Source organism: Pseudomonas sp. W5-01 (assembly GCF_046540435.1).
Classification (GTDB): domain Bacteria; phylum Pseudomonadota; class Gammaproteobacteria; order Pseudomonadales; family Pseudomonadaceae; genus Aquipseudomonas; species Aquipseudomonas graminis_B.
In genome coordinates this window covers 440,100-464,973 of record NZ_JAXCIP010000003.1, presented here as the reverse complement: position 1 = coordinate 464,973, position 24,874 = coordinate 440,100, and the positions used below count along the sequence as shown (strand labels likewise).

Here is a 24,874-nt window from a genome sequence, read left to right as displayed (position 1 = left end):
TCAGCTTCCGGACTTCGCCTTGGCGCGCATCTTCTCCGCCATAGTGGCCATCTCGTCGTACAGCAACTGAGGATTTTTCTGCTTGAGCTGCCAGGCCATTCGCCCTTGCTCATGGGGCAGGATCATGAACTCGCCACTGGCCACCTGCTGGTAGATGTAATCGGCGATGTCCCTCGCGCTGATGGGCGAACTCTCCAGCAACTTTCCAACCTGGGCTTTCATCGCCGGCGTGGGGCCGCGAAAGGAATCCAGCAAATTGGTCTGGAAGAACGACGGACACACCACATGCACGCTGATTTCCTGCTGGCGCAGCTCGATCAGCAGGCTCTCCGACAGCGCAACCACCCCCGCCTTGGCGACGTTGTAATTGCTCATCGCCGGCCCCTGCATCAATGCCGCCATGGAGGCGATGTTGATGATCTTGCCCTTGCTCTGTTCCAGCAGCGGCAAAAACGCTTTGCAGCCCTTGACCACCCCCATCAGGTTGATCGCGATCTGCCAGTCCCAATCCTCCAGGGACAATTCGCCAAAGAATCCGCCTGAAGCGACGCCGGCGTTGTTGACGATCACATCGATGCCGCCGAGTCTCTGTTCGCAGGCCTGGGCGAACGCGGTGAGCTGGCTGTAGTCCCGCACGTCACAGCGCTGAACGAAACCGTCCCCCCCTGCTTCGCGCACCAGGCGCAGGGTTTCCTGAAGGCCGCTGTCACTGACATCCGACAGCGCCAGCTGCCACCCTTCGCGCGCCCAGCGCAGCGCGATCTCGCGTCCCAGCCCGGACCCTGCGCCGGTGATCATGATGCGATTGTGCATAGCAGACGCCCTGTCGGTTACGAAGAAGTAGCCAGAGTGTAAACAGGAGGATTGTCCGACAAACCCTTCATCAGGTCGCTGAATATGAGAGGCAAACCGATGCTTTGAATGGATGGCCCCTCTTTTGGATGTATTCGGTCTGCGGGTTGATTAAAGCGCAGCGTGTTATATCAAACTTGGCGACCAATTAGTTACAGGTTCGTTCCACACTAAGCCAGGCACTTTTTGCGCATTTTTAATCAAAATCTGCTGCGACAAATTGTCTTGCTAAAATTTCAAACCCATGATTTAAATCGATTTTTCAACAGGTGTTAATTTTTATTTCCGCCGCTCAGAACCTTTTGATTAAAGCGACAGTCGGATTCATCAAGCAGCACAATGACTCGCCTGAGAGGCAACGTCTTGAGTTGCATAGCCATCTTCCAAGAACACTAGAAGGAACTCGTCATGGGCATCGGCACAATTCTGATCATCATCCTCATCCTGCTGTTGATCGGTGGACTTCCGGTATTCCCGCACTCCAGAAGCTGGGGCTACGGTCCGTCGGGCATCATTGGTACGATCCTGGTGATCCTGCTGATATTGGTGTTGCTGGGCAGGATTTAACTGCCAGGCTGACATTAAAAAAGAACCGCGCTTAGGCGCGGTTTTTTTATGGAAGCGGTTCTGCTGGAGCAGAACTGTTTCGCCTTCGGCGAGTTACTTGGAAAAGCACCCCAAGTAACCAAGTGGGCAATTGCATGAACTTGACCAGCCATTTGCATTCGACTTGACCAGTCGTTTGCATCCGACTTGACCAGTGCGCATGATGCCAGTGTGAATCCTGCCCGGGTGGCAATGACGGCTGCCGGGCTTCTGTCCTATCAAATAATCAGCACGCGCTTAGGAGAGGAACATGAAAGGTTTTCTGGTCACTTTCTTTACTCAACAGAATCGTCGCTATCAGGGAAAGATGCTCGGCGACTGGATCGTTGATTTGGCGAAAGAAATGGGACTGCGGGGTGCGACTCTGTCCACAGGTATCGAAGGCTTTGGGCATACCGGCCGGCTGCATTCCTCGCATTTTTTTGAACTAGCGGATCAGCCTACCGAAATTCGTATGGCCATTACCGAGGACGAATCTGTGCAGTTATTCAAGCGATTGGAGCTTGAAGATATCTCGTTATTTTACATAAAAACCCCAGTTGAGATGGGCTTCGCCGGAACAGAAGTCACCTAGTCTGGCCTGCTTTCATAAGCGGTGACTCGAAGACGCCTACGCTTGCCTCGTGCTCCGAAACACGATTTTACATTTTGGACAGAGCTCGCTAAGATCGGCTCATTGGAGATGGCATTCCTCCATTAACCAACCGCTGTGCCCGTAGCAGCTGATGATGCCTACAGAAACCTGATCAACCAGGTCTGTAGGCGTTCGCGCCCAGAATCCCCTTTTTGGTCAGGCCCACTTACATTTTTGTGGCTGGCCAAATGTCTAAATTTCGACGACCTGAACAACTCGACTTACTGCCCTATATTGCGAAATGGCTTGCGCTTGCTGGTCTTGTAGCTCTTTTGGCAGGCTCTGCCTCTGCGTTATTCCTCCTTTCTTTGGATCATGCCACCCAGTGGCGAGAAGCCCATCCCTGGGTGCTCTGGCTCCTGCCAGTTGCTGGCTTTGCCGTGGGACTTGCGTATCACCTGATAGGCAAACCAGTTGATGCCGGAAACAACCTGATCATCGATGAGATCCACGATCCTAAAAAGACTATTCCCTTGCGCATGGTGCCGATGGTGCTAATCGGAACCGTGGTTTCCCACCTCTTCGGTGCATCTGTGGGACGTGAGGGAACGGCGGTGCAGATGGGCGGCGCTCTTGCGGATCAATTGACGCATGTCTTTCGGCTACGCCGCGAAGATCGCCGGGTGATTCTCATGGCCGGTATCAGTGCTGGCTTTGCGTCCGTCTTCGGCACCCCTCTTGCCGGGGCTTTGTTCGGACTTGAAGTGTTGGCCATCGGACGCATGCGTTACGACGCGCTTTTCCCTTGCGTGGTTGCGGCAATCGTTGCTGACCAGGTGGGGAAAGCCTGGGGAGTGGTTCATACGCATTACGTCATTGGCGAAGTGGTTCCCGTGCAGCTCTGGAGCGTCATGGCTGTGGTCGCCGCTGGGATTATCTTCGGCCTCACTGGCCTGCTATTCGCGACGACCACCCATAAGCTAGGGGCTTTCGTTAAACGACTTATCTCCTATTCGCCATTACGACCATTCGCCGGCGGCCTTCTGATCGCAGTGGCAGTGTGGGCGCTTGGTAGCAACCATTACACCGATGTCGATAAGTACATCGGACTGGGGATTCCGAGCATCGTCCAATCCTTTCAAATGCCAATGGCTCCTTGGGACTGGCTTGGAAAGATGTTGTTCACCGTTGTCTCCCTGGGGACTGGATTCAAGGGCGGCGAAGTCACTCCGCTGTTTTACATTGGAGCCACCTTGGGGAACGCGCTAGCGCCCCTCTTACATCTTCCCTTCGGCATGCTGGCTGGTATCGGTTTTGTCGCTGTCTTCGCTGGTGCAGCTAATACGCCACTGGCAACCATTGTCATGGCCATGGAGCTCTTCGGGCCTGAAATTGCTCCGCTTGCAGCCATTGCCTGTATCGCAAGTTACCTCGTATCCGGGCATACCGGGATCTATCACGCCCAGCGCGTCGGTCACAGCAAGCATCACCGTCCTCTGCCGAAGGAAATCCGGCTCTCCGATATCAAGCAATTTCATGCTCAAAGTGAATCCGCCAGCGAGCGCAAAGTGACTTTTATTGGGGAAGAGAAATGACCGAACATCGCCAAGATCGCCTGACAGCTTTGCAGCTCTATTTCCCTGGCGCTAGTCGGGCTCGAGTTACAAATTTCTGGCATCACCTGAGTGCGCCCGCACTTGCCCAACACCTTCTTAAAGTCGCGCAGAAAGCCAAGATTGATCAGGTCATGCTCAAACCGATTTCTGCGGGCTATTTGACGGGCCATCGCATTTCCCATCATCACCCGGAGCTTGGTGATATGCGTCATCCGCAGTGTCTGGAATTGCTGGATACAGAGGTCAAGCTGCGCACCTTCCTGCGCGACCACGCTGACGAGTTGCGCAAGGTGCGAGCAGTTCTTCTCTTATGCGAGTTACCGCTCAGTGAAGCCTTGTAATTCAGTTCGAAGAAACAGTTCGCAAATGAAGAGGCATAGCCGACTAACCGTTGGTCGCTCTCGCCACATTAGAGGATGTTGCCATGAATGGCTTTCAACTGACGTTTTTCACTGAACAGAGTACCAACTACCAGCATCTTCCACTCGGGGAGTGGCTGGTTGAGTTCGCCAAACGAGAGGGCATGTTGGGAGCGACGCTGGTGAGCGGTACGGAAGGCCTGGATCATTTAGGACATTTGCATACCGCGCATTTCCTCAGCGGTGCTGATCATCCGGTCACAGTGACGATATCCACTGATGAGCCCGGGTGCGAGAAGTTGCTGGAAGCATTGGCCAAGGAGGCGTTTTCGCTGAGCTTTATCAAATTGCCCATCGAGTACGGTCGAGTGGGCCAGGCGAAAAGCTGAAAACCACGGTTTGTTGGACAACCAGTAAAAAGGATAAACGCCATGTACCGAATTTATAACCTGCGTCCACAGCCAGCCCCCGTCAACTGGGCTCGTGACAACAGGCCGCTCCTCGTAGGACTGGTTTTTTGGGCGCTTTTTTTGGCGGGCATTGCAGGCAGCCAAAAGGTATCGAGCGAGGGTTGGTACATCGTCACCTCGCTCGAAGGCGCCTTGGTCACGATGCGCATGCCCAGTGAGAAATCCTGCAAGGCAGACGTGACCATCACCTGCGTACCTGGCTACGAGCTGAGAGCACAGCAACGTTGAACGTTACGAGCGCGATGGTGGTGGGCAATCCAAAGATGAGATTGCGAAATGGAACTCACCGACGTCGGCTCATCAAAACCACTTTAGAGAAATGGGATACCACATGAGCGCAGTGATGCTGAGCATCGTATTCGGGCTTGTGATGGGCAGGCTTTTTACAGGATCCGTCTATGAATTCGTCGCGCTTTTCATCGTAAGCATTGGAGTGTCGTTGCTGACGTTTCATCTGCTAGATCAAAGGCGGGCCATGCTACAAGCCCAGACTGCGTACTGCTGTTCTGTGATGGTTGCGTCAAACCAAATGCTGGAGCTTTTCCAGATGGCAAAGGGAGGGCAATTCATGCCCTTGGTGGGAGAGATTCCTGAGCTAATTATTGGAGGCTTCTTGGTTCCCGCAATTGCGGTGTCGGCAGTGCAGCTGTTCAGAATACTCATGGAGAGCTGACTTCCGAAATCGAGGCCTCTCGACTTATTCACATGGTTAATGACGTTCCCGAATCGTCCCTTGGAGAAAATCAATGAAAACGCAAATCCAGGCTATTCATGCACGTGAAATTCTCGATTCACGCGGTAACCCTACCGTTGAAGTCGACGTCACCTTGGAGTGCGGAACACTGGGCCGGGCTTCAGTCCCGTCCGGTGCCTCTACAGGCGCTCACGAAGCTGTTGAGTTGCGTGACCATGATCCAAAGAGGTATTCCGGCAGAGGAGTGTTAAAGGCCGTTAGCAATGTGAATACCGAAATACTTGAGTCTCTGAGAGGCCAGGATGCAGTTGACCAGGAACAGATTGATCATCTGATGATTAAGCTGGATGGAACACCTGATAAGTCTAGGCTTGGAGGAAACGCCATCTTGGGCGTCAGCCTCGCCGTAGCCAGAGCGTCGGCTTCTGCGATGAAAGTGCCCTTGTTCCAATATCTGGGCGGCGAGCAAGCAGCAAGAATGCCCGTCCCAATGTTCAATATTCTCAATGGCGGTGTTCACGCAAACTGGCAAGGCCCTGACTTCCAAGAATTTATGATTGCACCTACAGGGGCTGGCAGTTTCAAGGAAGCCTTGCGTTGGGGCGCTGAGGTGTACCACGAGCTGAAAGCGGTGCTTAAGGACGCCGGCTACTCAACAGCGGTCGGAGATGAAGGCGGCTTTGCGCCGACGCTCAAGAAAAACTCAGATGCCATTGAGCTGATCATTAAGGCAATTGAAAGGGCCGGTTATACCCCTGGATCTCAGATCGAGATCGCTATCGACCCAGCATCCAGCGGTTTCTATGAGAACGGTCTTTACCATCTGCGCTCTGAAGGTCGTAAGGTCGATGCTCAAGAGCTGATTAGTCTCTATTCCTCCTGGGTCGACAAGTACCCGATTGCGGTACTGGAAGATGGCCTCGCGGAAGACGATTGGTCGGGCTGGAAGCAATTGAATGCTGCGCTGGGTAACCGGATCGAGTTGGTTGGAGATGACCTGTTTGTCACCAACGTCGAACGGATTCAACGAGGCATCAAAGAAAACGTCGCCAATGCTGTACTGATTAAACCCAATCAAATCGGAACCCTGACTGAGACCAAAGCCGCCATCGTAATGGCTTACGGGGCAAATTGGGGAGCTATGGTTTCTCATCGTAGCGGGGAGACTGTAGACAGCTTCATCGCAGATCTGACTGTTGCCATGGGTACTGGCCATCTCAAGACGGGCGCTCCATGTCGAGGGGAGCGGGTCGAGAAATACAATCAGTTTCTGAGAATAGAAGAGCATCTTGGCAGCCATGCGTTTTATGCAGGACATGATGCATTCGTGCGCTGACGGCCTATAGCCGGTAAACCTGTTGTACTGGTTACCGTAAAAAACGAACCACATATCGCTGTTGGCAAAAACGTCAGTGGCATTGGCCTTTCCTAGACGCTTGGAGATATGAGCATGAGCTACACGGATATTCCAGCTGGTAACGCGATCCCCGATGACTTCTTCACCGTTATCGAGATTCCTGCAAACCACTCGCCGATCAAGTACGAGGTGGACAAGCCGAGTGGACAAATTTTCGTAGACCGCTTCCTCAGCACGCCCATGTTCTATCCGGCCAACTACGGGTTCATTCCAAATACGTTGAGCGATGACGGAGACCCGTTGGACGTCTTGGTGATTTGCCCTTACCCGGTATCGCCTGGCGTTGTCATTCGTAGTCGCCCGGTTGGCGTGATGTACATGACGGACGAAGCTGGAGCGGATGCCAAGGTGATCGCGGTGCCTCATGAAAAACTAAGCTCTGTGTACAGCAACATAAAGGAATTCTCTGACCTCCCTGCATTACTCCTCGCACAGATCCAGCACTTCTTCGAAAGCTACAAGGCATTGGAGCCGGGTAAGTGGGTAAAGATGGGCCGTTGGGGGAGCGCAGATGAGGCCCGAGAAGAGATTCGCAAATCGGTAGCTACGTATAAACCAAAAAAGGGGGACCACTCGCCACATTAAAGGATGTGGCCACCTGTGTACCGAGCTACGCTCCAAGCACTGCAATAATGTCACTGATGGCGAAGTAACCCAAGGACTGCATTCCTGAACGGACTAGAGATTCCCGAGGCATTTAAAGGGTGTCAGTTCACTCAATGATAGCCTGCCTGATCGTTAACCTTTCCTCGGAACACGGAGTAGCTCCAAATGGTGTAGCCCAGAATGATCGGGATAATGAGCAGAGCACCTACAAGCATAAAACCTTGGCTTTGCGGGGGGGCTGCGGCATCCCAGATCGACGTCAACGGTGGGACGATGTTCGGCCACAGGCTGATGCCGAGGCCGCTGTAACCCAGAAAGATCAATACCAGGGTCAAGATAAAAGGCGCGTAGTGAGCACTGCTCGCCACGGCCCTGAACAACCCCCACATAGTCACCAACACTAGGACTGGCACCGGCAGGAACCAGAACAGGTTCGGTAGGCAGAACCAGCGTGCAGCGATATCGCCATGGGCGAGCGGCGTCCATAAGCTGACCACGGCGATCACAGCCAGCAGTGCCAACGTCAAAGGACGGGCCAGGTTATGCATGGCTTTTTGCAGCACGCCTTCAGTTTTCATGATCAGCCAGGTGCAGCCAAGCAAGGCATACGCAACTATCAGCGCAGCGCCGCAGAACAGACTGAACGGCGTCAGCCAGTCTAGGCCGCCCCCGGCGTACTGGCGATCGACCACCGGGAGGCCGTCGATGTAGGCGCCCAACGCCACGCCCTGGAAGAAGGTCGCCACCAGGGAGCCGCCGATAAAGGCCTTGTCCCAGATGTGGCGCTTCTCGTCAGTGGCCTTGAAACGGAACTCGAAGGCCACGCCGCGGAAAATCAGCCCGAACAGCATGAAAATCAGCGGCAGGTACAGGGCCGACAGGACCACCGAATAGGCCAGCGGGAAGGCGCCGAACAACGCCGCGCCGCCAAGCACGAGCCAGGTTTCGTTGCCGTCCCAGACAGGCGCGACCGTGTTCATCATTACGTCGCGATCGCCCGAGCCCTTCATGAAAGGAAAAAGAATGCCAATCCCTAGGTCAAAGCCGTCCATAATTACGTACATCATGATGCCGAAGATGATGATCACGGCCCAAATCAGCGGAAGATCAATGCCCATGAGTCAATGCCCCTTGTGATGGCTATCAGCATCGCCACCGTGGGCGGCAGATAGAGGACGGGCAGGTGTTCGCAGATGGCCAGGCCCACCGTGGCTAAGCGCGTCGCCTTCGTGATTTTGGGGTCCTTTACGTACCAGGCGCATCATGTAGCCCAAGCCGGTTCCGAAAAGCGCGAAATAAACCAGGACAAACAGCACTAAGGTAATGCTCATCTGCGCCACGCTATGGTTCGACGAAGCATCGGCAGTGCGCAGCAGTCCATACACTACCCAAGGCTGACGACCGATTTCAGTGGTAAACCAGCCGGCCAATAGGGCGATCAGCCCTGACGGCCCCATAAGCATCAGGAAGTATAAGAACGAGCGGCACCGGTAGAGCGTGCCGCGCTTTCGCAACCATAGACTCCACAGTCCAGTGAAAATCATCAGCATTCCCAAGCCAACCATGATACGGAACGACCAGAACACGATAGTCGAGTTGGGGCGATCCTCCGGCGCAAAGGATGCCAAGGCAGGAATCTGACGATCCAGGCTGTGGGTAAGGATCAAACTGCCCAAGTAGGGAATCTCGACGGAAAACCGGGTCTTCTCAGCCTTCATATCGGGCCAGCCAAACAGGATCAACGGCGTCGGCTCATTGCCCACGTTTTCCCAGTGGCCCTCTATTGCCGCAATTTTTGCCGGCTGATGCTCCAAAGTGTTCAACCCGTGAGCATCGCCCACCACGGCTTGTATCGGCGCCACAATCAACGCCATCCACATCGCCATTGATAACATTCGACGGACGGCCGGGTTATCGCGACCTCCCAACAGGTGCCAGGCTGCTGAAGCGCCGACAAAGAACGCCGTTGCCACGAAGGCAGCAATCGACATGTGCACCAGGCGGTAAGGAAAAGACGGATTGAAGATAATCTTCAGCCAGTCCATCGGAATCACTTGACCATGATCAATTTTGAAGCCCTGTGGGGTTTGCATCCAGCTATTAGAGGCGAGAATCCAGAACGAGGAAACCAAGGTGCCAACGGCCACCATCACGGTAGAAAAGAAATGTAGGCCACGGCCGACTCTACTCCAACCAAAAAGCATCACACCCAAGAATCCAGCTTCAAGAAAGAAAGCCGTCAGTACCTCGTAGGTCAGTAGGGTCCCCGTTATAGGGCCGGCGAAATACGAAAATCTGCTCCAATTGGTACCGAACTCATACGCCATGACCAATCCTGACACCACACCCATACCGAAGTTGACTGCGAAGATTTTGATCCAAAAGTGGTATAAGGTCCGATAGGTATTGTCATGCGTCCTCAACCAAAGACCTTCCAACACTGCTAGATAAGCAGCCAGCCCGACGGTAACTGCCGGGAACAGGATGTGGAATGAAACGGTGAAAGCGAACTGCATTCGCGCGAGGTCAAGAGCTTGAAGATCGAACATATCGTGGCCTCCTAATGGCAATTTCGTATCAATAGAGGAAGCGTCTTGTCAGTGTCGACTCACCAAGGCACCGCCCCCCTCGGGATTTCGCTTGAAGCGCGAGAAATTTTTCTGCTGATGCCGAACGTTGCGCAACTGACGCGCTGGGTGATTTCCCAGTCCACGGGCGACAAAACCTTGCCGTATTTCGATCCGTTGGATGGCGGCGTCTACGCCAAAATATTGATATTGCTAGAGTCACCCGCGCGAACGGTCAGTCGTGCACGGTATGTCTCACGAGACAATCCGGGGCCTGCACAACGCAACCTCAAAAGTTTCATGGAACAGGTTGGGTTGGAACGCCGAGAGACCGTTATCTGGAATCTATATCCTTGGCTGCCCGATCTTGAAAAGCCCAAGGCGTCGCTCCGCAGGGCGCAAATTGAGGAGGGAATTGAGAAGCTAATCACGCTGCTTCCGCATTTTCCTGATCTCGCGACTGTCGTATTTGCCGGACGTGTCGCTCAGCAGGCGATGCTGCGGGTTCGACACGCCTTTCCCGATATCTCATTGCTCGAGATGCCACACCCCAGCCCGCTTTCTGTTTGCACTCACCCGAGTGTTCGGCAACGCATCCTATCCACGCTGCGTGACGCCAAACAGTCGATTGAGTAGCCAAAGGTTCAGGGTTTGCTCATCTTGTTCAGCGAGGCGATGCAGGGCGAGATGAACAAGTTGCCGCGATACGCGCCTACCAAAGTTTTGGCCGCGACGATGATCCACATGATCGCAAGCAGCAATACCAGTACCACGCCCACAAAATTGAAGAACGCGAGGTGCAACATGGAGCCCAATTTAAGGGTAGTCACCGCATACACGCCTAGCGGAAAGGTGAAACCCCACCAGCCGAGGTTGAAAGGAATACCCTCCCTGAAGTAGCGACCGGTAATCAGCAGCGCCAAAACCATCCACCACAATCCAAGCCCCCAAAACAGCACACCACCGATCAAGCCAATGCCCTCGGCAACGCCTCCGATGCCGGCCATTCCATGAGCGGCGAAGATCGCCGGAGCGTCGCTGCCGAGTACCAGCATCCCCAACGCACCAGTACCAATGGGCCCTAATGAAAGCCAGCTCGATGCCGCCATGCTCTCATGAGGCAATTTATGCAATGCCATGCGCAGCAGCAGAATCACCAGAATACTCAAGGCAACGGGCACTGAGTATGCCCATAGCACGTAGCTGGTGATCAACAGGGTGAACTGTGCACTCGCATCAGCAAGGTGCGGCGCCAGTAGCCCACCACTGGCGGCGGCTACCTCGGCCGCAACCACAGGTAGCAGCCATACTGCTGTCATCTGGTCGATACTGTGCTGCTGGCGGGTAAACATCATGAACGGGATCAGAACCCCGCACGCCAACGCCATGGCGACATCGATCCACCACAGGACTTCAGCTAAAGCGACAACCCCATCCCCCCAGCGTGGCAAGCCATAAAGGAGAAATCCGTTGATGATTGTCGCCAGCCCCATGGGGATGGTTCCAAAAAACATCGACACGGTGGAGTGACCGAAGATCTGTTTGGCTTCATTAAAGAACAGGGCCCAGCGGCTTGCGTACAACACCGTAAAGAGGCAAAACAACGCGATATTGAAAAACCACAAGGCTTCACCTAACACTTTGGGCCACTGCGCGGCAAATGGCAGTTGGCCCAAAGCCAGAGCCAGAATCCCGGTGCCCATCGTGGCGGCGAACCAGTTAGGTGTGAACTGCCGGATCGCTTCTCGTGGATTGGACAATGCTGCCAGTGGATGGCTGCCGCCCATAATCGCTGCGAGTCGTGTATCACTCATTTTCGCGCTCCCGCTTCAGTGTTCATTCAATGTGACTTGCCTGAAGTATAGCTTGATGAGGTTAGCGGCTAAACGGATAGTATAGGTTTACGTTACCTGTTAAAGAGGTAGAAAATTGAAGTTAAGCCTACGTCAATTGCAAATCTTCTGCGCCATTGCGCAACAGGGCAGCACCACCAGCGCGGCCATCGCTGTGTCACTTTCGCAATCGGCCACCAGCGCCGCACTCAACGAGTTGGAAAGCGCCTTGGATACCCGGCTTTTCGATCGCGTAGGCAAACGCTTGGTGTTAAACAATAACGGCCAAGCATTACTGCCCCAGGCCAGAAGCATGCTTGAGAACGCGTTGCAGATAGAAAACAGCTTCCTTCCAGGGCATGCAGAGCTGAAGACTCGCTTGCGGGTAGGCTGTAGTACCACTATAGGCAACTATGTTTTGCCATTGATACTTGGCGAGTTACGCCAATCGGCTCCGCACCTGCGGGTCGATGTTGATATGGCCAACAGCATGGCTATCGCCCGGAAGGTCGCAGATTTCGAGATTGATATGGGACTGATTGAGGGACCGTGCCACTTGCCCGAACTGAGTGCCGAACCTTGGCTTGTAGATGAACTGCTCATTGTAGCGGGCCAACGTCACCCTTTAGCACTCAAGTCGCAGGTCACCCTTGATGACCTGCGTACTGCTGAGTGGCTTCTCCGCGAACCTGGCTCGGGCACTCGGGAGGAAGTCGAACAGTTGCTGTTGCGTCACCTGCACGACCTCGCTGAAACCCGCCAGATCGGCAGCTCAGAAGCCATCAAACACGTCCTTGCACAAGGCATCGGCATCAGTTGCCTGTCGAGCAGGGTCGTTCGGGATCTGCTGACTTCTCAAGACCTGATTGAACTGCCGCATGCGTTGCCTGGGCTGAGCCGGCGCTTTTTTCTGATCCGCCACCGGGAAAAATTCATCTCGTCCGGACTTGAACGGTTCTGGCAAAGTTGCACTCAGTTTGCGAGCCAAAGCTAACGAAATCTATTTGAAAAGTAGGTAACTACTACCACAACAACTTGTTTTCGGAATTTATCCCAAGCGCTTAAGGTCAACTCATTGTCTAGCAGCAATCAGCGAGCTGCATTTGCCAAGGCGCAATCTCACGCCTGGCTGCCCCTTGTGAGGAACCTCTGATGAATGTGATCAAGAAAACAGTGACTGCACTGGCGTTGGGTATCGCGCTCGCCGCATCAATGAGTGCGTCGGCAGCGGAAGATCGCTGGACCTTCGATGGTGATATTCATAACAACTCACTGGCTGTCAGCCCTGACGAATCGACAGCCGTAGTCTCCTACAGTCAGCGTCCTGACGTGGTGGTCTACGACTTGAAAACCGGCAAGGTTCGTCAGGTTCTCACCGGCTATATCACGCCACGCAACATTGTCTTTTCTCCAAACGGCGATGTGTTCTACCTTTCCGACAGCAGCTTAGGGGTCGTTCGTAAGATCGACACCAAAACATTAAAAGTCATCGCAGATCTTCCGTTAGGTGCAGGTGCTTTTGGTACCACGCTCAGCAAGGATGGGAGCCTGCTCTACGTCAACAACGAGGCCGCCAGCACCTTGTCGGTTATTGACCTTGATCACCAACGACCAGTAGCTGTGGTACCTGGCTTCTCCCAACCGCGCCAAGGCATCCGAGTAAGCCCTGACGGCAAAACCGTCTATGTCACCAACTTTCTTGGCGACAAAATCACCCTGGTCGACAGCAAGACCAATAAGATCGAAGGTGAGATCACTGGCTTCAACAAGTTGCGCGCCATCTCCATATCGGCCGACGGCAATACGCTGTACGCGGCTAACAGCGGCAGTAACAGCATCGCAGTTGTCGACACTCAAAAACGCGCTATCACAACCACCGTTATGGTGGGCAAAGACCCCTACGGTGCAGCCCTGACTCCAGACGGACTGCACGTCTACTCGGGTAACCTGGGTGACAACACCCTGTCAGTGATAGACACCAAAACGCTGAAAGTGACGACCACTGTGACCGGTTTGAAGGCACCCCGCCAGGCCATTGTCTTCACCAAAGACAAGTCGAAGGCTTATGTCCTCAACGAGGACCTGAGCATCTCCACCGTCGATCTCGCCAGCAACAAGGTGGTATCGACGCTCAAGGCTGACTGATCGAAACAACGCAGGCCTTCTCGAGGGCCTGCTGATACTCCACGACCTGGTGAATAATAATGAATGGAAGTGATGAGTTCTGGATGATGAATCGCCGTCGTTTACTCGGGTTGGCCACTAGCGCTGGTCTCGCTAGCCTGCTTCCGCGCCAAGCCCTTTCTGGAACGGACTTGGCGCAACTAGATAGGATCGAATCCGCAGAGTCCGAACGACGCCTTGTACGTTTTCCAGAGAAAACGGGACTGATTCTGATTACTGATCGTCCGCCGCAGTTGGAAACGCCGCTGCATTATTTTCGCCAGGACCTGACGCCTAACGAAGCCTATTTTGTTCGGTGGCATCTGTCGGGGTATCCAACTCAGGTCGATACGCGAACCTTTCGACTGCGTCTCGATGGCCAGGTTGCCAATCCTCAGTCTTTTTCTCTTGATGCCTTGGTCAACGAGTTCGAGCCCGTGACACTGGTGGCCATGAACCAATGTTCAGGCAATGCCAGAAGCTTGTTTGGTCCTAAACCTCCTGGTGGGCAATGGCAATTTGGCGCGATGGGAAATGCACAGTGGACAGGCGTTCGCCTCAAGGACCTCCTTGATCGTGCAGGTGTTAAAGCAGGAGCAGTCGAGGTGGCAATTTCTGGGCTGGATGAGTCGCCAATGCCAGGCTTGCCAAAGATCGTGAAGTCATTGAAGTTTGACCATGCCAATGATGGTGATGTGATGGTTGCATACGCAATGAATGGCGCACCACTGCCGATGCTCAATGGCTTTCCATTGCGCTTAGTGGTACCCGGTTGGTACGCGACTTACTGGATTAAATCATTGGCTCACATTGAGGTGCTAGATAAACCTTTAAGCAATATTTGGATGAACCAAGCCTACCGAATTCCTGATAATCCAGAGATCAACGAGGAGCCAGGAAACCTCTCCAAGAAAACGGTACCCATCAACCGCTTTGTCACTCACTCCGTATTCGTACGTCCAGAACCCGAAGAACTATTGCTTGTAAATCATCCATACATGCTAGAGGGCTTAGCCAATGATGGCGGCGATGGTATCGCTCGGGTTGAGGTTTCAGTTGACGGCGGGCGTACTTGGGCAGATGCGACGCTCGACCCCGAGATCGGCCGGTTCTCTTGGCGTCGGTGGCGCTTCGTATGGACCCCCCTTGACAAAGGCCGATACACGTTCAAGGTCCGCGCCACCAACCGCGCCGGGCAAGGTCAACTGACCACCCAGTGGAATCGGGGAGGCTATGCGCGCCGGGTTATCGAACAAACCACTGGAATGGTGGTGTGAGATGACGACATTTCTCCAGCCTAGAATGCTCTTTTTTGCCTTGATGTGTAGCCTACCTATTTGGATACCAAGCGCCTTTGCGGCCGAGGAACCGAAGGTCGATTTTGGTGCTCCCGTGCACTCAATCACTGTTCCCCACGACGAGCCCTACTTGCCGGACGGTCCGGGGCGCAGCGAATTTCTGGCACAATGCGTGATCTGCCATTCTCCTCGTTACGTTACCAACCAACCTGCATTTCCGCGTAAAACCTGGGCGGCTGAGGTCGCCAAAATGCGCGACGAATATGGAGCGCCCATCCCCGACGAAGCCGTACAACCAATCATCGATTATCTGATGTTCTTCAATGGCAAGGAGACACCATGAGTGATCCTGTTCGCGACACATCGGCCCATGGGATTTCCCGAACTGCATTGGCTATGTTGATTGGTGTATTGGCGCTCGGCACGTTGATATCTTGGAAGGTCATCGGCACCCACGGCGCCTCGGATATCACCCGACGAGGAGATGCTCTCCCGTCGCGAGTGGACTCAACAGATAAGGTCGAGTTGACCACTGCATTGGTCGGCGCAGGCGCAATTGTGGTCCAACAGCGTTGCGCAGGGTGTCATGACGCGACTCAACGTTCGGTAGGTCCTAGCTGGAATGCAGTCCTTGCACGATATAAATCTGTAATTGGGACGAAGCCGCTTAATCACGAAGCATTGGCTGTCATGGTCGCTGCCATTTCCCATCCCCAACCAGGATGGGATGGTTATTCTGCAGGGCCTACGGACATAACACTGACGCCGGAGGAGCGATCAGGAACGGCAGCATGGATTCTAAGCCGCTCCAAAACCGTTTCGTTGAAGGAGCTAAGCCATGAGTAGACTGATAGCTGGAACAGAGCATGCTCTAGACGCGAATCAACCCTCGGATATTTTGCCGCGCATTGATTACGATCTTATCAAAGCCCACGGTTATGCAGCAGTGATCACACTGTTTCTATCAGCTCTTGCGGGCCTGCTTGTTGCTCTGAAGCTGACAATGCCCGATCTGCTGAGTAGCCACGCAGCGCTGACCTGGGGTCGCCTGAGGTTCGATCACACACAAGGTATTTTTTTTGGTTGGCTTGCCAATGCTTTCTTTGCGTTCTGTTACCACATGGTCCCGCGCCTGGCTGATCGCCCGGTGTTCAGTCGCAGATTGGGCTGGGTCATTTTCTATATTTGGAATCTTGGTGTCCTTTTGCCCGGATGGTTACTTATTTCCCTCGGGCTCGATAGCCCATGGTTCGCAATACAGTCTTTAGAATGGGCGGAGTTCCCAATGATCGTGGACCTAGTGGTAGTACTCGGTCTGATTTTGGTATGTGCCCAATTCGCGGGGCCTTTCTTGCTTAAGCGGCAACGAGGAGGCTTGTATATTTCGGCTTGGTACCTGATCGGCGGAGCCGTATTTACGCTGCTTGCATATCCAGTAGGAAATTTCGCGCCTGCATTTATCCCCGGCGCGCAAGGTGCTGCATTCAGCGGGCTTTGGATTCACGACGCAGTGGGTTTGTTCGTTACGCCATTTGTACTTGCGATCTCTTACTACATTATTCCGGCCGCCACCAATCGACCTATCTATAGCCACTTTTTGTCAATGATCGGTTTCTGGTTTCTATTCTTTTTTTATCCGCTCAATGGCACTCACCATTACGTCTATTCGGCTATCCCCATGGACGCGCAGAAGGCGGCCATTATCGCCTCCGTGTATTTGGGCATGGACGTGATACTAGTTGTATTCAACCAACTGATGTCACTGCGAGGCCAAGCTTCGACAGTCGCAAGCGATGTCCCTCTGAGGTTTGTCTGGACGGGCACGGTGTTCTATTTAATCGTCAGTTTGCAGGGCGCGTTCCAGGCTCTGATGCCGGTCAACCGATTGACTCACTTTTCCGATTGGGTAATTGGCCATTCGCATCTCGCGATGCTGGGTTTTGCAACCTTCGTTGCCGCTGGCGGGATTGCCCATGCCTGGCAGCGTATACCAAACAACCGCTACAGCGCAGCGGCGATGAATTGGGCTTACTGGCTGATAACTATCGGCCTACTGGCCATGTTCACCACACTAACGGCCGGCGGTTTGGTACAGGCACAAATATGGGAAACCACCGCGCCGTGGATGGACTCTGTACGCGCATCTCTGGCGTACTGGTGGATCAGAGACCTAAGCGGATTGCCGATTCTGGCAGGCTTCATCGCGTTTTTCCTGGGCCTAACTACAGGAGCCCGAAACAACGGTGCTGCCGTAAGTACCTCTCCCGTCATTCACCCTACGTTAGCGGGAGTTTAAGGTATGCAAACGGTTACCAAGCATCGCCTGTTCAATAGCGCCTATCTGATCATATTTGTAGCCGGTATCGGCTTCTTTATCTTGTCGTTTATGCTGCTCGGGATATTGCCTGGGAAGCAACTGCAAAAGGAAATCGAGGCCCGTGCACCTGCCAACATGCAACAGTATTCCGCGAAAGAAGAACGAGGGCGCATTGTATATGCCCGCGAAGGGTGCGGTTATTGTCATACTCAACAAGTACGATTCGTAGCTCAGGACGTCAGTCGCTGGGGGGCGCCCACTGAAGCATGGGAAACGAAATACGACTACCCACAACTCTGGGGGACTCGCCGCATTGGTCCTGATTTAGCTCGGGAAACCGAGGTACGAAGTAATGATTGGCATCTGACCCACCTATTCAATCCTCGATATGTCGTTCGTGACTCTGTAATGCCTGGCTATCCCTGGTTGTTTAAAGGTGATGCCAACAAACCGACATCGGATGGAATTGACCTCGTTGCCTACTTACAGACGCTTGGTAGAGCTAGAAAAGTTTCGGGTTATGACGATCCGCTTCAGGCGCAGGTTGACGCTCAACAATCAACCCAGAAGAGCAGTAACGCGATGTCGCACGACAGCATGGCAGATGAAGAAATGTCGGCGTCACTCAATGTAAGCCAAGATGCAATCGCCGCGCGACCTCGCTTGGATGGGCCAGTGCCTGGCTTTGTGATACCTACTAACGCAAATGACCGCTCGATCGCATTACGTCTGGGACAAGCGGCTTTCGCGGAGAACTGCGCCGGGTGCCATGGTCCGAGTGGAACAGGTGATGGCTTAGCGGCGCCGACGTTGCTGCCACGTCCGGCTAACCTGCGCGATGCACAATTTACAACCCGGCATTTAGCCGATGTTTTGTGGAACGGCAGGCCCGGGACAGCAATGCCCGCTTGGAGAGACCTTGATAACTCAACGCTGGTGGCACTCACGCTTTATGTGCAAAGCCTGCATACAGCGGACGAGCGCGCCTTGCCGTCTAGCGACGTAGCGCTTGGGCAGTCTCTATTTTCCACCAATTGTGCTAGCTGCCACGGTGCCAGTGGCCAGGGCAATGGGCCTGCATCTCGCGGGCTCTCCCCACGCCCCGCGAACTTCTGGGAGAAGAAAGGCAACACGGCGTATCTGGAGAACGTCTTGCGTGAAGGCATACCAGGTACGGCAATGCCTCCCTGGAAAGCAGTGCTCTCGGACGAACAACGAACTGCTGTAGTTACCTATTTGCGTACGCTATACCAACCTACCGAGCAGGAGTGAATCATGTTTGCTTCAATGGTAATTGTGATGACCCTGATCGTTTCTGCATTCGTTGTAGCTTGGTGGGTCAGCCCTGAACTTCGGCTGTGGAGTGAGGCGCCCAAGCTCGTGATGCTTGAGCGTGAACGTCGTTTTGCTCAAATAAGAACGCCATTGGATCAACAGGGGGGGAAAGATCAGGGTTCCGGTAAAACATAATATTGGGAAGTTTTTTACGGAACTGGAATAGAACTGTCTGGCGTTCGTCTACTGTCTGGTCGCGTACTATTTCAAATAGCAGGCGAGCCTACAAAAATTCACAAAAACCAAAGGAATACGTATGTTCAAAAAAATGATCCTCACCGCTGCTGTTGCCGTCTGCTGCATATCTGGTTTTGCGTTCGCCGACGCGCCAGTCAAGGTTGCTGAAACAGACAAGGGAAAAGTACTCGTAGACGCGAAAGGAATGACTCTGTACACGTTCGGTAAGGACACCTCGGGCAAGTCGGTCTGCACTGGGCCATGCGCTGCAAACTGGCCACCTCTGGCAGTGTCGGCAAACGCCAAAGCGGATCATGATTATTCTGTCGTCACTCGAGACGATGGCACAAAACAATGGGCTTACAAAGGCATGCCACTTTACAGCTGGGTCAAAGATACCAAGCCAGGGGATACAACCGGCGACGGTGTCAACCAAGTCTGGCACGTTGCTAAACCGTAACCTCATTAATTAACAGGCTAGCATGCGCCCTGGCTTTGTCAGTGGCGCAAACTAGAAGTTTAACTACCTGATAGTTCCGCCAACGTGCGGCCGCTGCGCCTCACAAAGCATGATGGATCAGATCAACGTAAAATGGGGCCGAGGCACCGTACGCTCTTGAGATGTTCCCATAACGCCATACTGGGGTATGAAGCGCCAGATGCTAAGCCCCATTTGCACAACCCAGCTGGATCACCTCTGGACTGTTAAATTTAAATAGGGCTAGCACTGGGGCTGGGACTTACTAAAGGTTTCAACCCTCAGATCTGATTAAGGTAGGATGATTCAAAGAGCATAGCAAAAATCTTAATCCCGCCAATTATACATTATTGAAAAAACAGGTGATTGCGTTGCATTTGACCAACTGCTTGCATTCAATTTGACCAATTGCATTCGTATTGCCCACCTGGATAAACACCGGATCCTATTGCAACCGTTTGCGACTTTTGATCCTTCGCATTGATTCGCCTTTCAGTTCTATAACGTGGGACTTGTGAACGATACGGTCAAGAATTGCATCGGCAATCGTGGGGTCGGAGAACAGGTCATACCATTTTTCTTTAGGGTACTGACTTGTAATCAACAATGAGCCGTTCTGTGACTGCTCGTCGATAACGTCCAGGAGGAACGGGCCCAACTGGGCGTCAATGCCACCGATGCCCAAATCATCTATGACTAATAATTCTGCGCGGATCAAATGCCGACGTAGTTTAGGCGTGGTGTGGTCAGCGTAAGAAAGTGAGATTTCTTCAAAAAGCTTCGTGGCAGTGCGATACAGCGTCGCTCGCCCAAGGCGGCAGGCTTGGTTTCCGAGTGCGCAAGCGAGCCAGGTTTTGCCAGTGCCCGTAGCGCCCGTGATGATCACATTCTGACGTCGCGCTAACCACTCGCACTCACCAAGGGACATGACCGTATTGCGGTCTATGCCTCGAGACGCCTTGAATTCAATGCTGTCTATTGTGGCTTCATTCTCACGAAGCCTTGCGTTCTTTAGCAAACGTCCAACCTTTCTGCTCTCACGCTCGCTATTTTCGGCATCCATCATTAAACCAAGCCTTGTTTCGAATGGTTCTTTCAGCAGCGCCGGTGTTTCAAGCTGACGCTCGTAGGCTGCTGCCATCCCGTGCAGACCAAGAGACATAAGGTTTTGGGCAGTATCGAGGATTGACTTCATAGCGGCTCATCTCCCTGTGAGGCGTAGTATTCAGCACCACGTATGTTGGCGTGTTCGACCAAGGGGGCGGATCTTCGGTAGTTGGGGCGCAGGTCAGATTCGTTCCGAAGGATCGAACGCAGCCGCTCAGAACTTAGGATGTTCAAGCTATTCGCATAGCCGCACGCGGACTCAAGGCGTGACGGTGTGATTGCCCCTTTGCGAACGTCACGTTTCAGGCCAACAACGACCTTCAAACCGGTCGAGAAATCTTTCCGCAGGTTGAGGTTGTCCTTCACGAAACGGAGCGTTTCCGGCCCAATAGTCTCAGCCCAGACAATCAGAGCTTCCGGCTGGGAGTCCTGGAAATATCTGTGATTCGGGGCCAAGTGCTCTTTGAGAGTGCTAGTGCCCCGCTGACGATTGAGCTTGTGCGAGCCGATGAGACGGCGCTGATGAATGATTTCGAGCCAATCGTCTCGCACGCGCAAATCGACAAGAAGATTCGCGAAGTGGTAAGGAACCGAGTAGCTGTGCTCTTCAAATTGTACGTGGTAGTCGCTGCCTACCCTAACCTGATACACCCACTTGCTGTAGCTGTACTTATGTTCTGGGAGCGGCTTGAGGGCTGGATAGTCAAGCTCAAGGAAGCGGCTGGTTCGGCTCTTAGGGTACGTTCGAGTGATTCGACTGTTTAGCTCATCAACCCAGTAGCTGATTTTCTCGTTGAGCTCTTCTAAGGAAAAAAAGGTGCTCGCTCTCAGCCTTGCGAGAACGAATCTTTGTACCAGTTGAACAGCAATCTCACCTAGCGACTTGTCTTGCGGTTTACGCGGTCTGGCGGGGTAAATTTGAAATCCGTAGTGCTCAGAAAACTCGGCGTAGGCACGATTTAGGGTCACCACATCTCTCGTGTTTTTCGTCACTGCTGACTTCAAATTATCAGGCACAACGAACCGTGGAACCCCGTCGAAGAACTCCAGGGCCAGAATGTTGCATCTGAGCCAGTCTGGGATCGTTTGACTTCTCACGGCGGTGGCAAAAATGTATCCCGAGGCACCTAGCGTTGCCACGAACACCTGAGCTTGGCTGATTGCTCCAGTATCCGGGTTGGTCACAGGCATTGTCCTGCCACAAAAGTCCACGAAGCACTTGTCTCCGGGGAGGTGAGTCTGTCGCATGCTCAGCTTTTGCCTATTGACCCATTCACGATAAATCCGTGTGAACTGAGCATAAGACACGCCTTCTGGCTCGCTTGTACGAAACTCTTGCCATAGGAGTTCCAAGGTGATGTCAGGAAGTTTTAGCTGTTCATGGATGGCAGGCCATGACGGGTAAGCCTTCCTTTGAGATGAGACTTTTGGCTGGGTATGCAGACGCTCCGCCAGCGCTTTGTCGTCAAGGTGCTTCAGTTCTTCCCAGCTTTGTCCACACTGTGCCAACTGATCCCGAATGGTGCGAACAGTGTTATGGGACACTTTGGCTAATAGGCCAATAGCCCTATTCGACAGCTTGGGGTCGCTCGTAAGGCGTAGCACCTCGCGCTGCGTACTTATTGGCAGCCTCATATGTTCTCCTCGCGACAGGTGTGTGAACACCTCACAGGTCGCGCCGTGTGAAAATTGCAGACAAACGGAATGTGATCGACTTGACGCCGAACGCGAGGGAACACAGAATGACGGCGCGTAGGGCTGAAACCTAACACCATCAAAAAAGCCTAGGGCTCCACCCCTGGGCTTTTTTGTGCTCCAAATCCACCGGCTAGCTCCTATCCTGATCTCATTGTGATACTCCTCATATGCTTAGTTCATACGGCCTGCTGCCGTGCGCAGCGCTGCGTAGCAATCCACCAAGCGACCTCTTTGGACAGAGCAAAGAACCCCCGACGATTAGGCACTTCAAATAGCGGCACCTCAATTGTCCCTCGCTGTTTAGCTTTACGAAACGCGTCGTACGATGTGTAACCCAACTCTCTCCACAGCGCGCTGCCACCCACCATCAGGCCATATCGCTGTTTGAGGTCGAGCTCTAATTCGAATGACAGAAATTGGATTTCAAGGGGCTCGCGCATCGCACTTAATGTCCGGTTTGGTCACAGTTGATAGTAATAAACCGCCCCCTTGCGCTCCAGCCGTAAGACTTCTACATTTTTTACGGTACAAAGATCGTTCGGGGATTTTTAAGTGTCTGATTTTAAGAGAATTGCAAACATTTATTCGGAGTTCGCAGGCAGCTTGCGCGAACAAATTCCGGAAAATAGCCGCCCCCGAAGCAACACAGTGGAAATGCTCGCAGTGGGCTACTGGTTCGAAGGACTGAGGCAGCGGACAGGCCTCAAAACTGCCTATGCCCTTGAGCTGTATTTCGAAAAAGAGTCATTTCGAAGAAATACGAATGGCACGATCCGGCATTACCGAAGCAAGTGGTCTAGGTACGAACAGAAAATGATCTCCCCCAAGGCCAAGACCTTGAGTAGGGTGGAACTGCTAGCACCTGGATCGTCCCGCGACCTGAATCATCCCATATGGACTTTGATGAAGCTGATCTCCCGGCAACAGAAAATCAGCTTCGACAGCTACTTCCGTGCGTTAAATACCGATGTCCAACTGGTGCTTTATCGCAGCACCAGCAACATGATTTGGGACAGTGTTCAGCGCGAACCAATCACTCAAGTTCTACTCGAAAAACTCGAACGCAGGGCAAGCTTGGATGCCCTCGCTGCGTTGATCGCGATAGTGGTCGAAGCAGATCTCCTAGGTCGAAAAACCGTTGCTATCAAGGCAGCAGGCACCTTGCACAAAGTACTTCTGATGCTGGCAATGGAGCTTCAAGCGCGCGGTGTTGCCGTTGGCCTAATCGATTGGCTCGTGTTCAACGTCCTACCCCTTGGAGTGCCTGCCCATCTGCATATCTGGATGAGCAGCGCTGACTACATCCACGCGTCGGCGCATTTGAACACCATGGTTTACCAGCATCCGGAAAGGCGCGGAAAAGCCCTACCTTGGAAGCTTCGTAATAAGCTGATGTGCAAGCTGCTTGCCGGGGACATGGGAATTGACGTTTTGCACGCAATGCGCCCTCAGTTCGAGTTGCGGACGGACATAGGGGAAATTGCGGCCGAGCTGGTCGAGGAGTTTAAGAAGACGTCGGCACTGAGAACTTGGGGATGGATGTGCATCATCGATGGCGCGCCACAGACAGTGCCACCAGTACCGCTGCTTTAGCCTTTCAAATGACTCGCTAGGCGAGTGGTCAAGTCCAATGCAAATGCCTGGTCACTTCCGATGCAAACGACTGGTCAAGTCGAATGCAAATGGCTGGTCAAATGGGTTGCAATTTCCCAACCAAGGGTGCTTGCTCTCGGTTAGGCCCGACTTCGTCGGGTTCCTTCACTCCGGTCTCGCTCCGTGGGCCCGCGCCGAACGGGCATCCATGCCCTGACGGCGCTCTCGCCGCATCCATGCGGCTCGGCCCACTCCACGAGACCTGCGTTCAGCCTGCACCAAAGTCGCGATTGGCGGTGTTTGAGCCTTTTGTGTACGAAGATCAAAAGCGCTTTAAAGCAGATCAAGAGCTTCCCGGCTGAAGCCGGTCCTACCGGGGTGTACGCGGTGTGCTTTTTAGTGGGACCGGCTTTAGCCGGGAATGGGTCGGTTTGAACACTAACAATTCAGAAACTTGCGTTCGCCCGTCAGCGGCAGCCACTGGGTGTTGAGGAGATCGGGGGGGATTTACAACGATCGAACAGAACGTTCTGGGGAAGCTAGGGCGTGAAGCCCTAGCCAGGTGCAGATATTACTTTTTCTTTTTTGCAGGCTTGTCGGCCTTTTCTGCCTTTTCTGCCTTGTCTGATTTCTTGGCCTTTTCTGGCTTGCTGTCAGCTTTCTTTGCCGCCTTCTTTGGCTCAGCGGCTTTCTTTGGTTCAGCCGCTTTCTTGGTGTCTTTCTTGGTGTCTTTCTTTTCAGAAGACTTGGAAAGAGTCGAGGCCGCCGCTGATTTCTTTTCCGGAGAGGACTTCTTGTCCTTCAAATCCTTGCTGGCTTTCGAAGCTTCACCTTTGGTTTTCTTGTCGTCTTTAGCCACGTTAACCACCTCTCGAAGAGTGCCGGTATTAGCACAAGGCCTGTGGGAATCTCCACACGCTGATCATTAGGCGAACCGGCGTAAAAGCGGTTCAATCTTTTTTAAGCACTGATCGCAAAAATGACATGTTCCTCATATTCATCAGCGCTGAAACAACGGTCGCAAGCGAGCTTCGGTCAAAATCTACGAGATACCTACCGCCTGAACTGGCCCCTTCCCGGCTAAAGCCGGTCCCACTAAAAAGCACACCGCGTAC

29 protein-coding genes and 1 riboswitch are annotated in these 24,874 nt (G+C 53.3%); of the genes, 21 read left to right on the top strand and 8 right to left on the bottom strand.

Annotated elements, in window-relative coordinates:
- Window positions 1–813, bottom strand: coding sequence for an SDR family oxidoreductase (locus SLW75_RS12125; RefSeq protein ID WP_410934544.1), 813 nt, complete (start codon window positions 811–813; stop codon window positions 1–3).
- Window positions 814–1,260: 447 nt separating this feature from the next.
- Here SLW75_RS12125 and SLW75_RS12120 point away from each other — a divergent pair, with 447 nt between their 5' ends.
- The 9 genes from SLW75_RS12120 (at window position 1,261) to ppa (ending at window position 7,173) form a co-directional block, all read left to right on the top strand.
- Window positions 1,261–1,419, top strand: coding sequence for a DUF3309 family protein (locus tag SLW75_RS12120; protein ID WP_092410703.1), 159 nt, complete (start codon window positions 1,261–1,263; stop codon window positions 1,417–1,419).
- Window positions 1,420–1,708: 289 nt separating this feature from the next.
- Window positions 1,709–2,032: a DUF190 domain-containing protein gene (locus tag SLW75_RS12115; RefSeq protein ID WP_012723172.1), complete on the top strand. Its 324-nt coding sequence runs from the start codon at window positions 1,709–1,711 to the stop codon at window positions 2,030–2,032.
- A gap of 95 nt (window positions 2,033–2,127) precedes the next feature.
- Window positions 2,128–2,200, top strand: a riboswitch (Fluoride riboswitch).
- Window positions 2,201–2,280: 80 nt separating this feature from the next.
- The gene (locus tag SLW75_RS12110) at window positions 2,281–3,627 is read left to right on the top strand and encodes a voltage-gated chloride channel family protein (RefSeq protein ID WP_012723171.1); all 1,347 of its coding nucleotides are present in this window, start codon (window positions 2,281–2,283) and stop codon (window positions 3,625–3,627) included.
- The gene (locus SLW75_RS12105) at window positions 3,624–3,989 is read left to right on the top strand and encodes a hypothetical protein (protein WP_012723170.1); all 366 of its coding nucleotides are present in this window, start codon (window positions 3,624–3,626) and stop codon (window positions 3,987–3,989) included. The genes SLW75_RS12110 and SLW75_RS12105 overlap by 4 nt, the downstream gene beginning before the upstream one ends.
- 83 nt (window positions 3,990–4,072) lie before the next feature.
- Window positions 4,073–4,396, top strand: coding sequence for a DUF190 domain-containing protein (locus tag SLW75_RS12100; protein ID WP_012723169.1), 324 nt, complete (start codon window positions 4,073–4,075; stop codon window positions 4,394–4,396).
- A gap of 42 nt (window positions 4,397–4,438) precedes the next feature.
- Window positions 4,439–4,705 carry a hypothetical protein gene (locus tag SLW75_RS12095; protein ID WP_012723168.1) on the top strand — a complete coding sequence of 89 codons (267 nt, stop codon included), beginning with the start codon at window positions 4,439–4,441 and terminating at the stop codon, window positions 4,703–4,705.
- Between the two features lie 103 nt (window positions 4,706–4,808).
- Window positions 4,809–5,150: a hypothetical protein gene (locus SLW75_RS12090; protein WP_032657050.1), complete on the top strand. Its 342-nt coding sequence runs from the start codon at window positions 4,809–4,811 to the stop codon at window positions 5,148–5,150.
- Between the two features lie 73 nt (window positions 5,151–5,223).
- Window positions 5,224–6,507 carry a phosphopyruvate hydratase gene (gene eno, locus SLW75_RS12085; RefSeq protein WP_012723166.1) on the top strand — a complete coding sequence of 428 codons (1,284 nt, stop codon included), beginning with the start codon at window positions 5,224–5,226 and terminating at the stop codon, window positions 6,505–6,507.
- 114 nt (window positions 6,508–6,621) lie between these two features.
- Window positions 6,622–7,173, top strand: coding sequence for an inorganic diphosphatase (ppa, locus tag SLW75_RS12080; protein ID WP_012723165.1), 552 nt, complete (start codon window positions 6,622–6,624; stop codon window positions 7,171–7,173).
- 131 nt (window positions 7,174–7,304) lie between these two features.
- Here the strand turns inward: ppa and cydB are convergent, their stop codons facing one another.
- Window positions 7,305–8,312: a cytochrome d ubiquinol oxidase subunit II gene (gene cydB / locus SLW75_RS12075; RefSeq protein WP_012723164.1), complete on the bottom strand. Its 1,008-nt coding sequence runs from the start codon at window positions 8,310–8,312 to the stop codon at window positions 7,305–7,307.
- Window positions 8,313–8,315: 3 nt separating this feature from the next.
- A complete protein-coding gene (locus SLW75_RS12070; protein ID WP_012723163.1) occupies window positions 8,316–9,743 on the bottom strand; it encodes a cytochrome ubiquinol oxidase subunit I in 1,428 nt (475 codons plus the stop codon).
- A 45-nt stretch (window positions 9,744–9,788) separates the two neighbouring features.
- On the opposite strand from SLW75_RS12070, the gene SLW75_RS12065 reads away from it, so the two are divergent.
- Window positions 9,789–10,397: a uracil-DNA glycosylase gene (locus tag SLW75_RS12065; RefSeq protein ID WP_012723162.1), complete on the top strand. Its 609-nt coding sequence runs from the start codon at window positions 9,789–9,791 to the stop codon at window positions 10,395–10,397.
- Window positions 10,398–10,405: 8 nt separating this feature from the next.
- Here the strand turns inward: SLW75_RS12065 and SLW75_RS12060 are convergent, their stop codons facing one another.
- Window positions 10,406–11,575 carry a TDT family transporter gene (locus SLW75_RS12060; protein ID WP_012723161.1) on the bottom strand — a complete coding sequence of 390 codons (1,170 nt, stop codon included), beginning with the start codon at window positions 11,573–11,575 and terminating at the stop codon, window positions 10,406–10,408.
- A gap of 115 nt (window positions 11,576–11,690) precedes the next feature.
- Between SLW75_RS12060 and SLW75_RS12055 the strand changes: the two genes are divergently transcribed.
- The 10 genes from SLW75_RS12055 (at window position 11,691) to SLW75_RS12010 (ending at window position 19,602) form a co-directional block, all read left to right on the top strand.
- Window positions 11,691–12,587, top strand: a complete 897-nt coding sequence (locus tag SLW75_RS12055; RefSeq protein WP_012723160.1) for a LysR family transcriptional regulator — start codon at window positions 11,691–11,693, stop codon at window positions 12,585–12,587.
- Between the two features lie 158 nt (window positions 12,588–12,745).
- The gene (locus tag SLW75_RS12050; RefSeq protein WP_012723159.1) at window positions 12,746–13,738 is read left to right on the top strand and encodes a beta-propeller fold lactonase family protein; all 993 of its coding nucleotides are present in this window, start codon (window positions 12,746–12,748) and stop codon (window positions 13,736–13,738) included.
- A gap of 59 nt (window positions 13,739–13,797) precedes the next feature.
- The gene (locus SLW75_RS12045) at window positions 13,798–15,033 is read left to right on the top strand and encodes a molybdopterin-dependent oxidoreductase (protein ID WP_103388956.1); all 1,236 of its coding nucleotides are present in this window, start codon (window positions 13,798–13,800) and stop codon (window positions 15,031–15,033) included.
- Window position 15,034: 1 nt separating this feature from the next.
- Complete coding sequence (locus tag SLW75_RS12040; RefSeq protein ID WP_224265906.1) at window positions 15,035–15,397, top strand: hypothetical protein; 363 nt, start codon at window positions 15,035–15,037, stop codon at window positions 15,395–15,397.
- Entirely contained in the window at window positions 15,394–15,900 is a 507-nt protein-coding gene (locus SLW75_RS12035) for a c-type cytochrome (RefSeq protein ID WP_012723156.1), read from the top strand. The genes SLW75_RS12040 and SLW75_RS12035 overlap by 4 nt, the downstream gene beginning before the upstream one ends.
- Window positions 15,893–17,350, top strand: coding sequence for a cbb3-type cytochrome c oxidase subunit I (locus SLW75_RS12030; protein WP_046722265.1), 1,458 nt, complete (start codon window positions 15,893–15,895; stop codon window positions 17,348–17,350). Before SLW75_RS12035 ends, SLW75_RS12030 begins: the two co-directional genes overlap by 8 nt.
- A 3-nt stretch (window positions 17,351–17,353) precedes the next feature.
- The gene (locus tag SLW75_RS12025) at window positions 17,354–18,643 is read left to right on the top strand and encodes a cbb3-type cytochrome c oxidase subunit II (RefSeq protein WP_012723154.1); all 1,290 of its coding nucleotides are present in this window, start codon (window positions 17,354–17,356) and stop codon (window positions 18,641–18,643) included.
- 3 nt (window positions 18,644–18,646) lie between these two features.
- Window positions 18,647–18,841 carry a hypothetical protein gene (locus SLW75_RS12020; protein ID WP_032657047.1) on the top strand — a complete coding sequence of 65 codons (195 nt, stop codon included), beginning with the start codon at window positions 18,647–18,649 and terminating at the stop codon, window positions 18,839–18,841.
- A gap of 121 nt (window positions 18,842–18,962) precedes the next feature.
- Complete coding sequence (locus SLW75_RS12015; protein ID WP_012723153.1) at window positions 18,963–19,343, top strand: hypothetical protein; 381 nt, start codon at window positions 18,963–18,965, stop codon at window positions 19,341–19,343.
- Window positions 19,344–19,512: 169 nt separating this feature from the next.
- Window positions 19,513–19,602 (top strand): DUF4113 domain-containing protein, encoded by a 90-nt coding sequence (locus SLW75_RS12010; RefSeq protein WP_311138688.1) that lies wholly within the window; start codon window positions 19,513–19,515, stop codon window positions 19,600–19,602.
- Window positions 19,603–19,806: 204 nt separating this feature from the next.
- Here the strand turns inward: SLW75_RS12010 and istB are convergent, their stop codons facing one another.
- The 3 genes from istB to SLW75_RS11995 form a co-directional block, all read right to left on the bottom strand.
- The gene (istB, locus tag SLW75_RS12005; RefSeq protein WP_012723152.1) at window positions 19,807–20,556 is read right to left on the bottom strand and encodes an IS21-like element helper ATPase IstB; all 750 of its coding nucleotides are present in this window, start codon (window positions 20,554–20,556) and stop codon (window positions 19,807–19,809) included.
- The gene (gene istA, locus SLW75_RS12000; protein WP_032657045.1) at window positions 20,553–22,103 is read right to left on the bottom strand and encodes an IS21 family transposase; all 1,551 of its coding nucleotides are present in this window, start codon (window positions 22,101–22,103) and stop codon (window positions 20,553–20,555) included. Before istA ends, istB begins: the two co-directional genes overlap by 4 nt.
- Before the next feature lie 239 nt (window positions 22,104–22,342).
- Window positions 22,343–22,606 carry a hypothetical protein gene (locus SLW75_RS11995; RefSeq protein ID WP_012723150.1) on the bottom strand — a complete coding sequence of 88 codons (264 nt, stop codon included), beginning with the start codon at window positions 22,604–22,606 and terminating at the stop codon, window positions 22,343–22,345.
- A 112-nt stretch (window positions 22,607–22,718) separates the two neighbouring features.
- Here SLW75_RS11995 and SLW75_RS11990 point away from each other — a divergent pair, with 112 nt between their 5' ends.
- Window positions 22,719–23,759 (top strand): hypothetical protein, encoded by a 1,041-nt coding sequence (locus SLW75_RS11990; RefSeq protein ID WP_012723149.1) that lies wholly within the window; start codon window positions 22,719–22,721, stop codon window positions 23,757–23,759.
- A gap of 571 nt (window positions 23,760–24,330) precedes the next feature.
- Here SLW75_RS11990 and SLW75_RS11985 read toward each other — a convergent pair.
- Complete coding sequence (locus SLW75_RS11985) at window positions 24,331–24,627, bottom strand: hypothetical protein (RefSeq protein WP_410934543.1); 297 nt, start codon at window positions 24,625–24,627, stop codon at window positions 24,331–24,333.
- Between the last annotated feature and the right edge of the window lie 247 nt (window positions 24,628–24,874).

Excerpts from the sequence above, each read along its gene's own strand:
- SLW75_RS12070 (WP_012723163.1), bottom strand. The coding sequence starts at position 9,743 with ATGTTCGATCTTCAAGCTCTTGACCTCGCGCGAATGCAGTTCGCTTTC.
- SLW75_RS12100 (WP_012723169.1), top strand. The coding sequence starts at position 4,073 with ATGAATGGCTTTCAACTGACGTTTTTCACTGAACAGAGTACCAACTAC.
- SLW75_RS12095 (WP_012723168.1), top strand. The coding sequence starts at position 4,439 with ATGTACCGAATTTATAACCTGCGTCCACAGCCAGCCCCCGTCAACTGG.
- SLW75_RS12020 (WP_032657047.1), top strand. The coding sequence starts at position 18,647 with ATGTTTGCTTCAATGGTAATTGTGATGACCCTGATCGTTTCTGCATTC.
- eno (WP_012723166.1), top strand. The coding sequence starts at position 5,224 with ATGAAAACGCAAATCCAGGCTATTCATGCACGTGAAATTCTCGATTCA.
- SLW75_RS12040 (WP_224265906.1), top strand. The coding sequence starts at position 15,035 with ATGACGACATTTCTCCAGCCTAGAATGCTCTTTTTTGCCTTGATGTGT.
- SLW75_RS12060 (WP_012723161.1), bottom strand. The coding sequence starts at position 11,575 with ATGAGTGATACACGACTCGCAGCGATTATGGGCGGCAGCCATCCACTG.
- SLW75_RS12115 (WP_012723172.1), top strand. The coding sequence starts at position 1,709 with ATGAAAGGTTTTCTGGTCACTTTCTTTACTCAACAGAATCGTCGCTAT.
- SLW75_RS11995 (WP_012723150.1), bottom strand. The coding sequence starts at position 22,606 with ATGCGCGAGCCCCTTGAAATCCAATTTCTGTCATTCGAATTAGAGCTC.
- SLW75_RS12090 (WP_032657050.1), top strand. The coding sequence starts at position 4,809 with ATGAGCGCAGTGATGCTGAGCATCGTATTCGGGCTTGTGATGGGCAGG.
- SLW75_RS12030 (WP_046722265.1), top strand. The coding sequence starts at position 15,893 with ATGAGTAGACTGATAGCTGGAACAGAGCATGCTCTAGACGCGAATCAA.
- SLW75_RS12045 (WP_103388956.1), top strand. The coding sequence starts at position 13,798 with ATGAATGGAAGTGATGAGTTCTGGATGATGAATCGCCGTCGTTTACTC.
- ppa (WP_012723165.1), top strand. The coding sequence starts at position 6,622 with ATGAGCTACACGGATATTCCAGCTGGTAACGCGATCCCCGATGACTTC.
- SLW75_RS12120 (WP_092410703.1), top strand. The coding sequence starts at position 1,261 with ATGGGCATCGGCACAATTCTGATCATCATCCTCATCCTGCTGTTGATC.
- SLW75_RS12035 (WP_012723156.1), top strand. The coding sequence starts at position 15,394 with ATGAGTGATCCTGTTCGCGACACATCGGCCCATGGGATTTCCCGAACT.
- cydB (WP_012723164.1), bottom strand. The coding sequence starts at position 8,312 with ATGGGCATTGATCTTCCGCTGATTTGGGCCGTGATCATCATCTTCGGC.
- SLW75_RS12110 (WP_012723171.1), top strand. The coding sequence starts at position 2,281 with ATGTCTAAATTTCGACGACCTGAACAACTCGACTTACTGCCCTATATT.
- SLW75_RS12050 (WP_012723159.1), top strand. The coding sequence starts at position 12,746 with ATGAATGTGATCAAGAAAACAGTGACTGCACTGGCGTTGGGTATCGCG.
- SLW75_RS12105 (WP_012723170.1), top strand. The coding sequence starts at position 3,624 with ATGACCGAACATCGCCAAGATCGCCTGACAGCTTTGCAGCTCTATTTC.
- SLW75_RS12125 (WP_410934544.1), bottom strand. The coding sequence starts at position 813 with ATGCACAATCGCATCATGATCACCGGCGCAGGGTCCGGGCTGGGACGC.
- SLW75_RS12015 (WP_012723153.1), top strand. The coding sequence starts at position 18,963 with ATGTTCAAAAAAATGATCCTCACCGCTGCTGTTGCCGTCTGCTGCATA.
- istA (WP_032657045.1), bottom strand. The coding sequence starts at position 22,103 with ATGAGGCTGCCAATAAGTACGCAGCGCGAGGTGCTACGCCTTACGAGC.
- istB (WP_012723152.1), bottom strand. The coding sequence starts at position 20,556 with ATGAAGTCAATCCTCGATACTGCCCAAAACCTTATGTCTCTTGGTCTG.
- SLW75_RS12025 (WP_012723154.1), top strand. The coding sequence starts at position 17,354 with ATGCAAACGGTTACCAAGCATCGCCTGTTCAATAGCGCCTATCTGATC.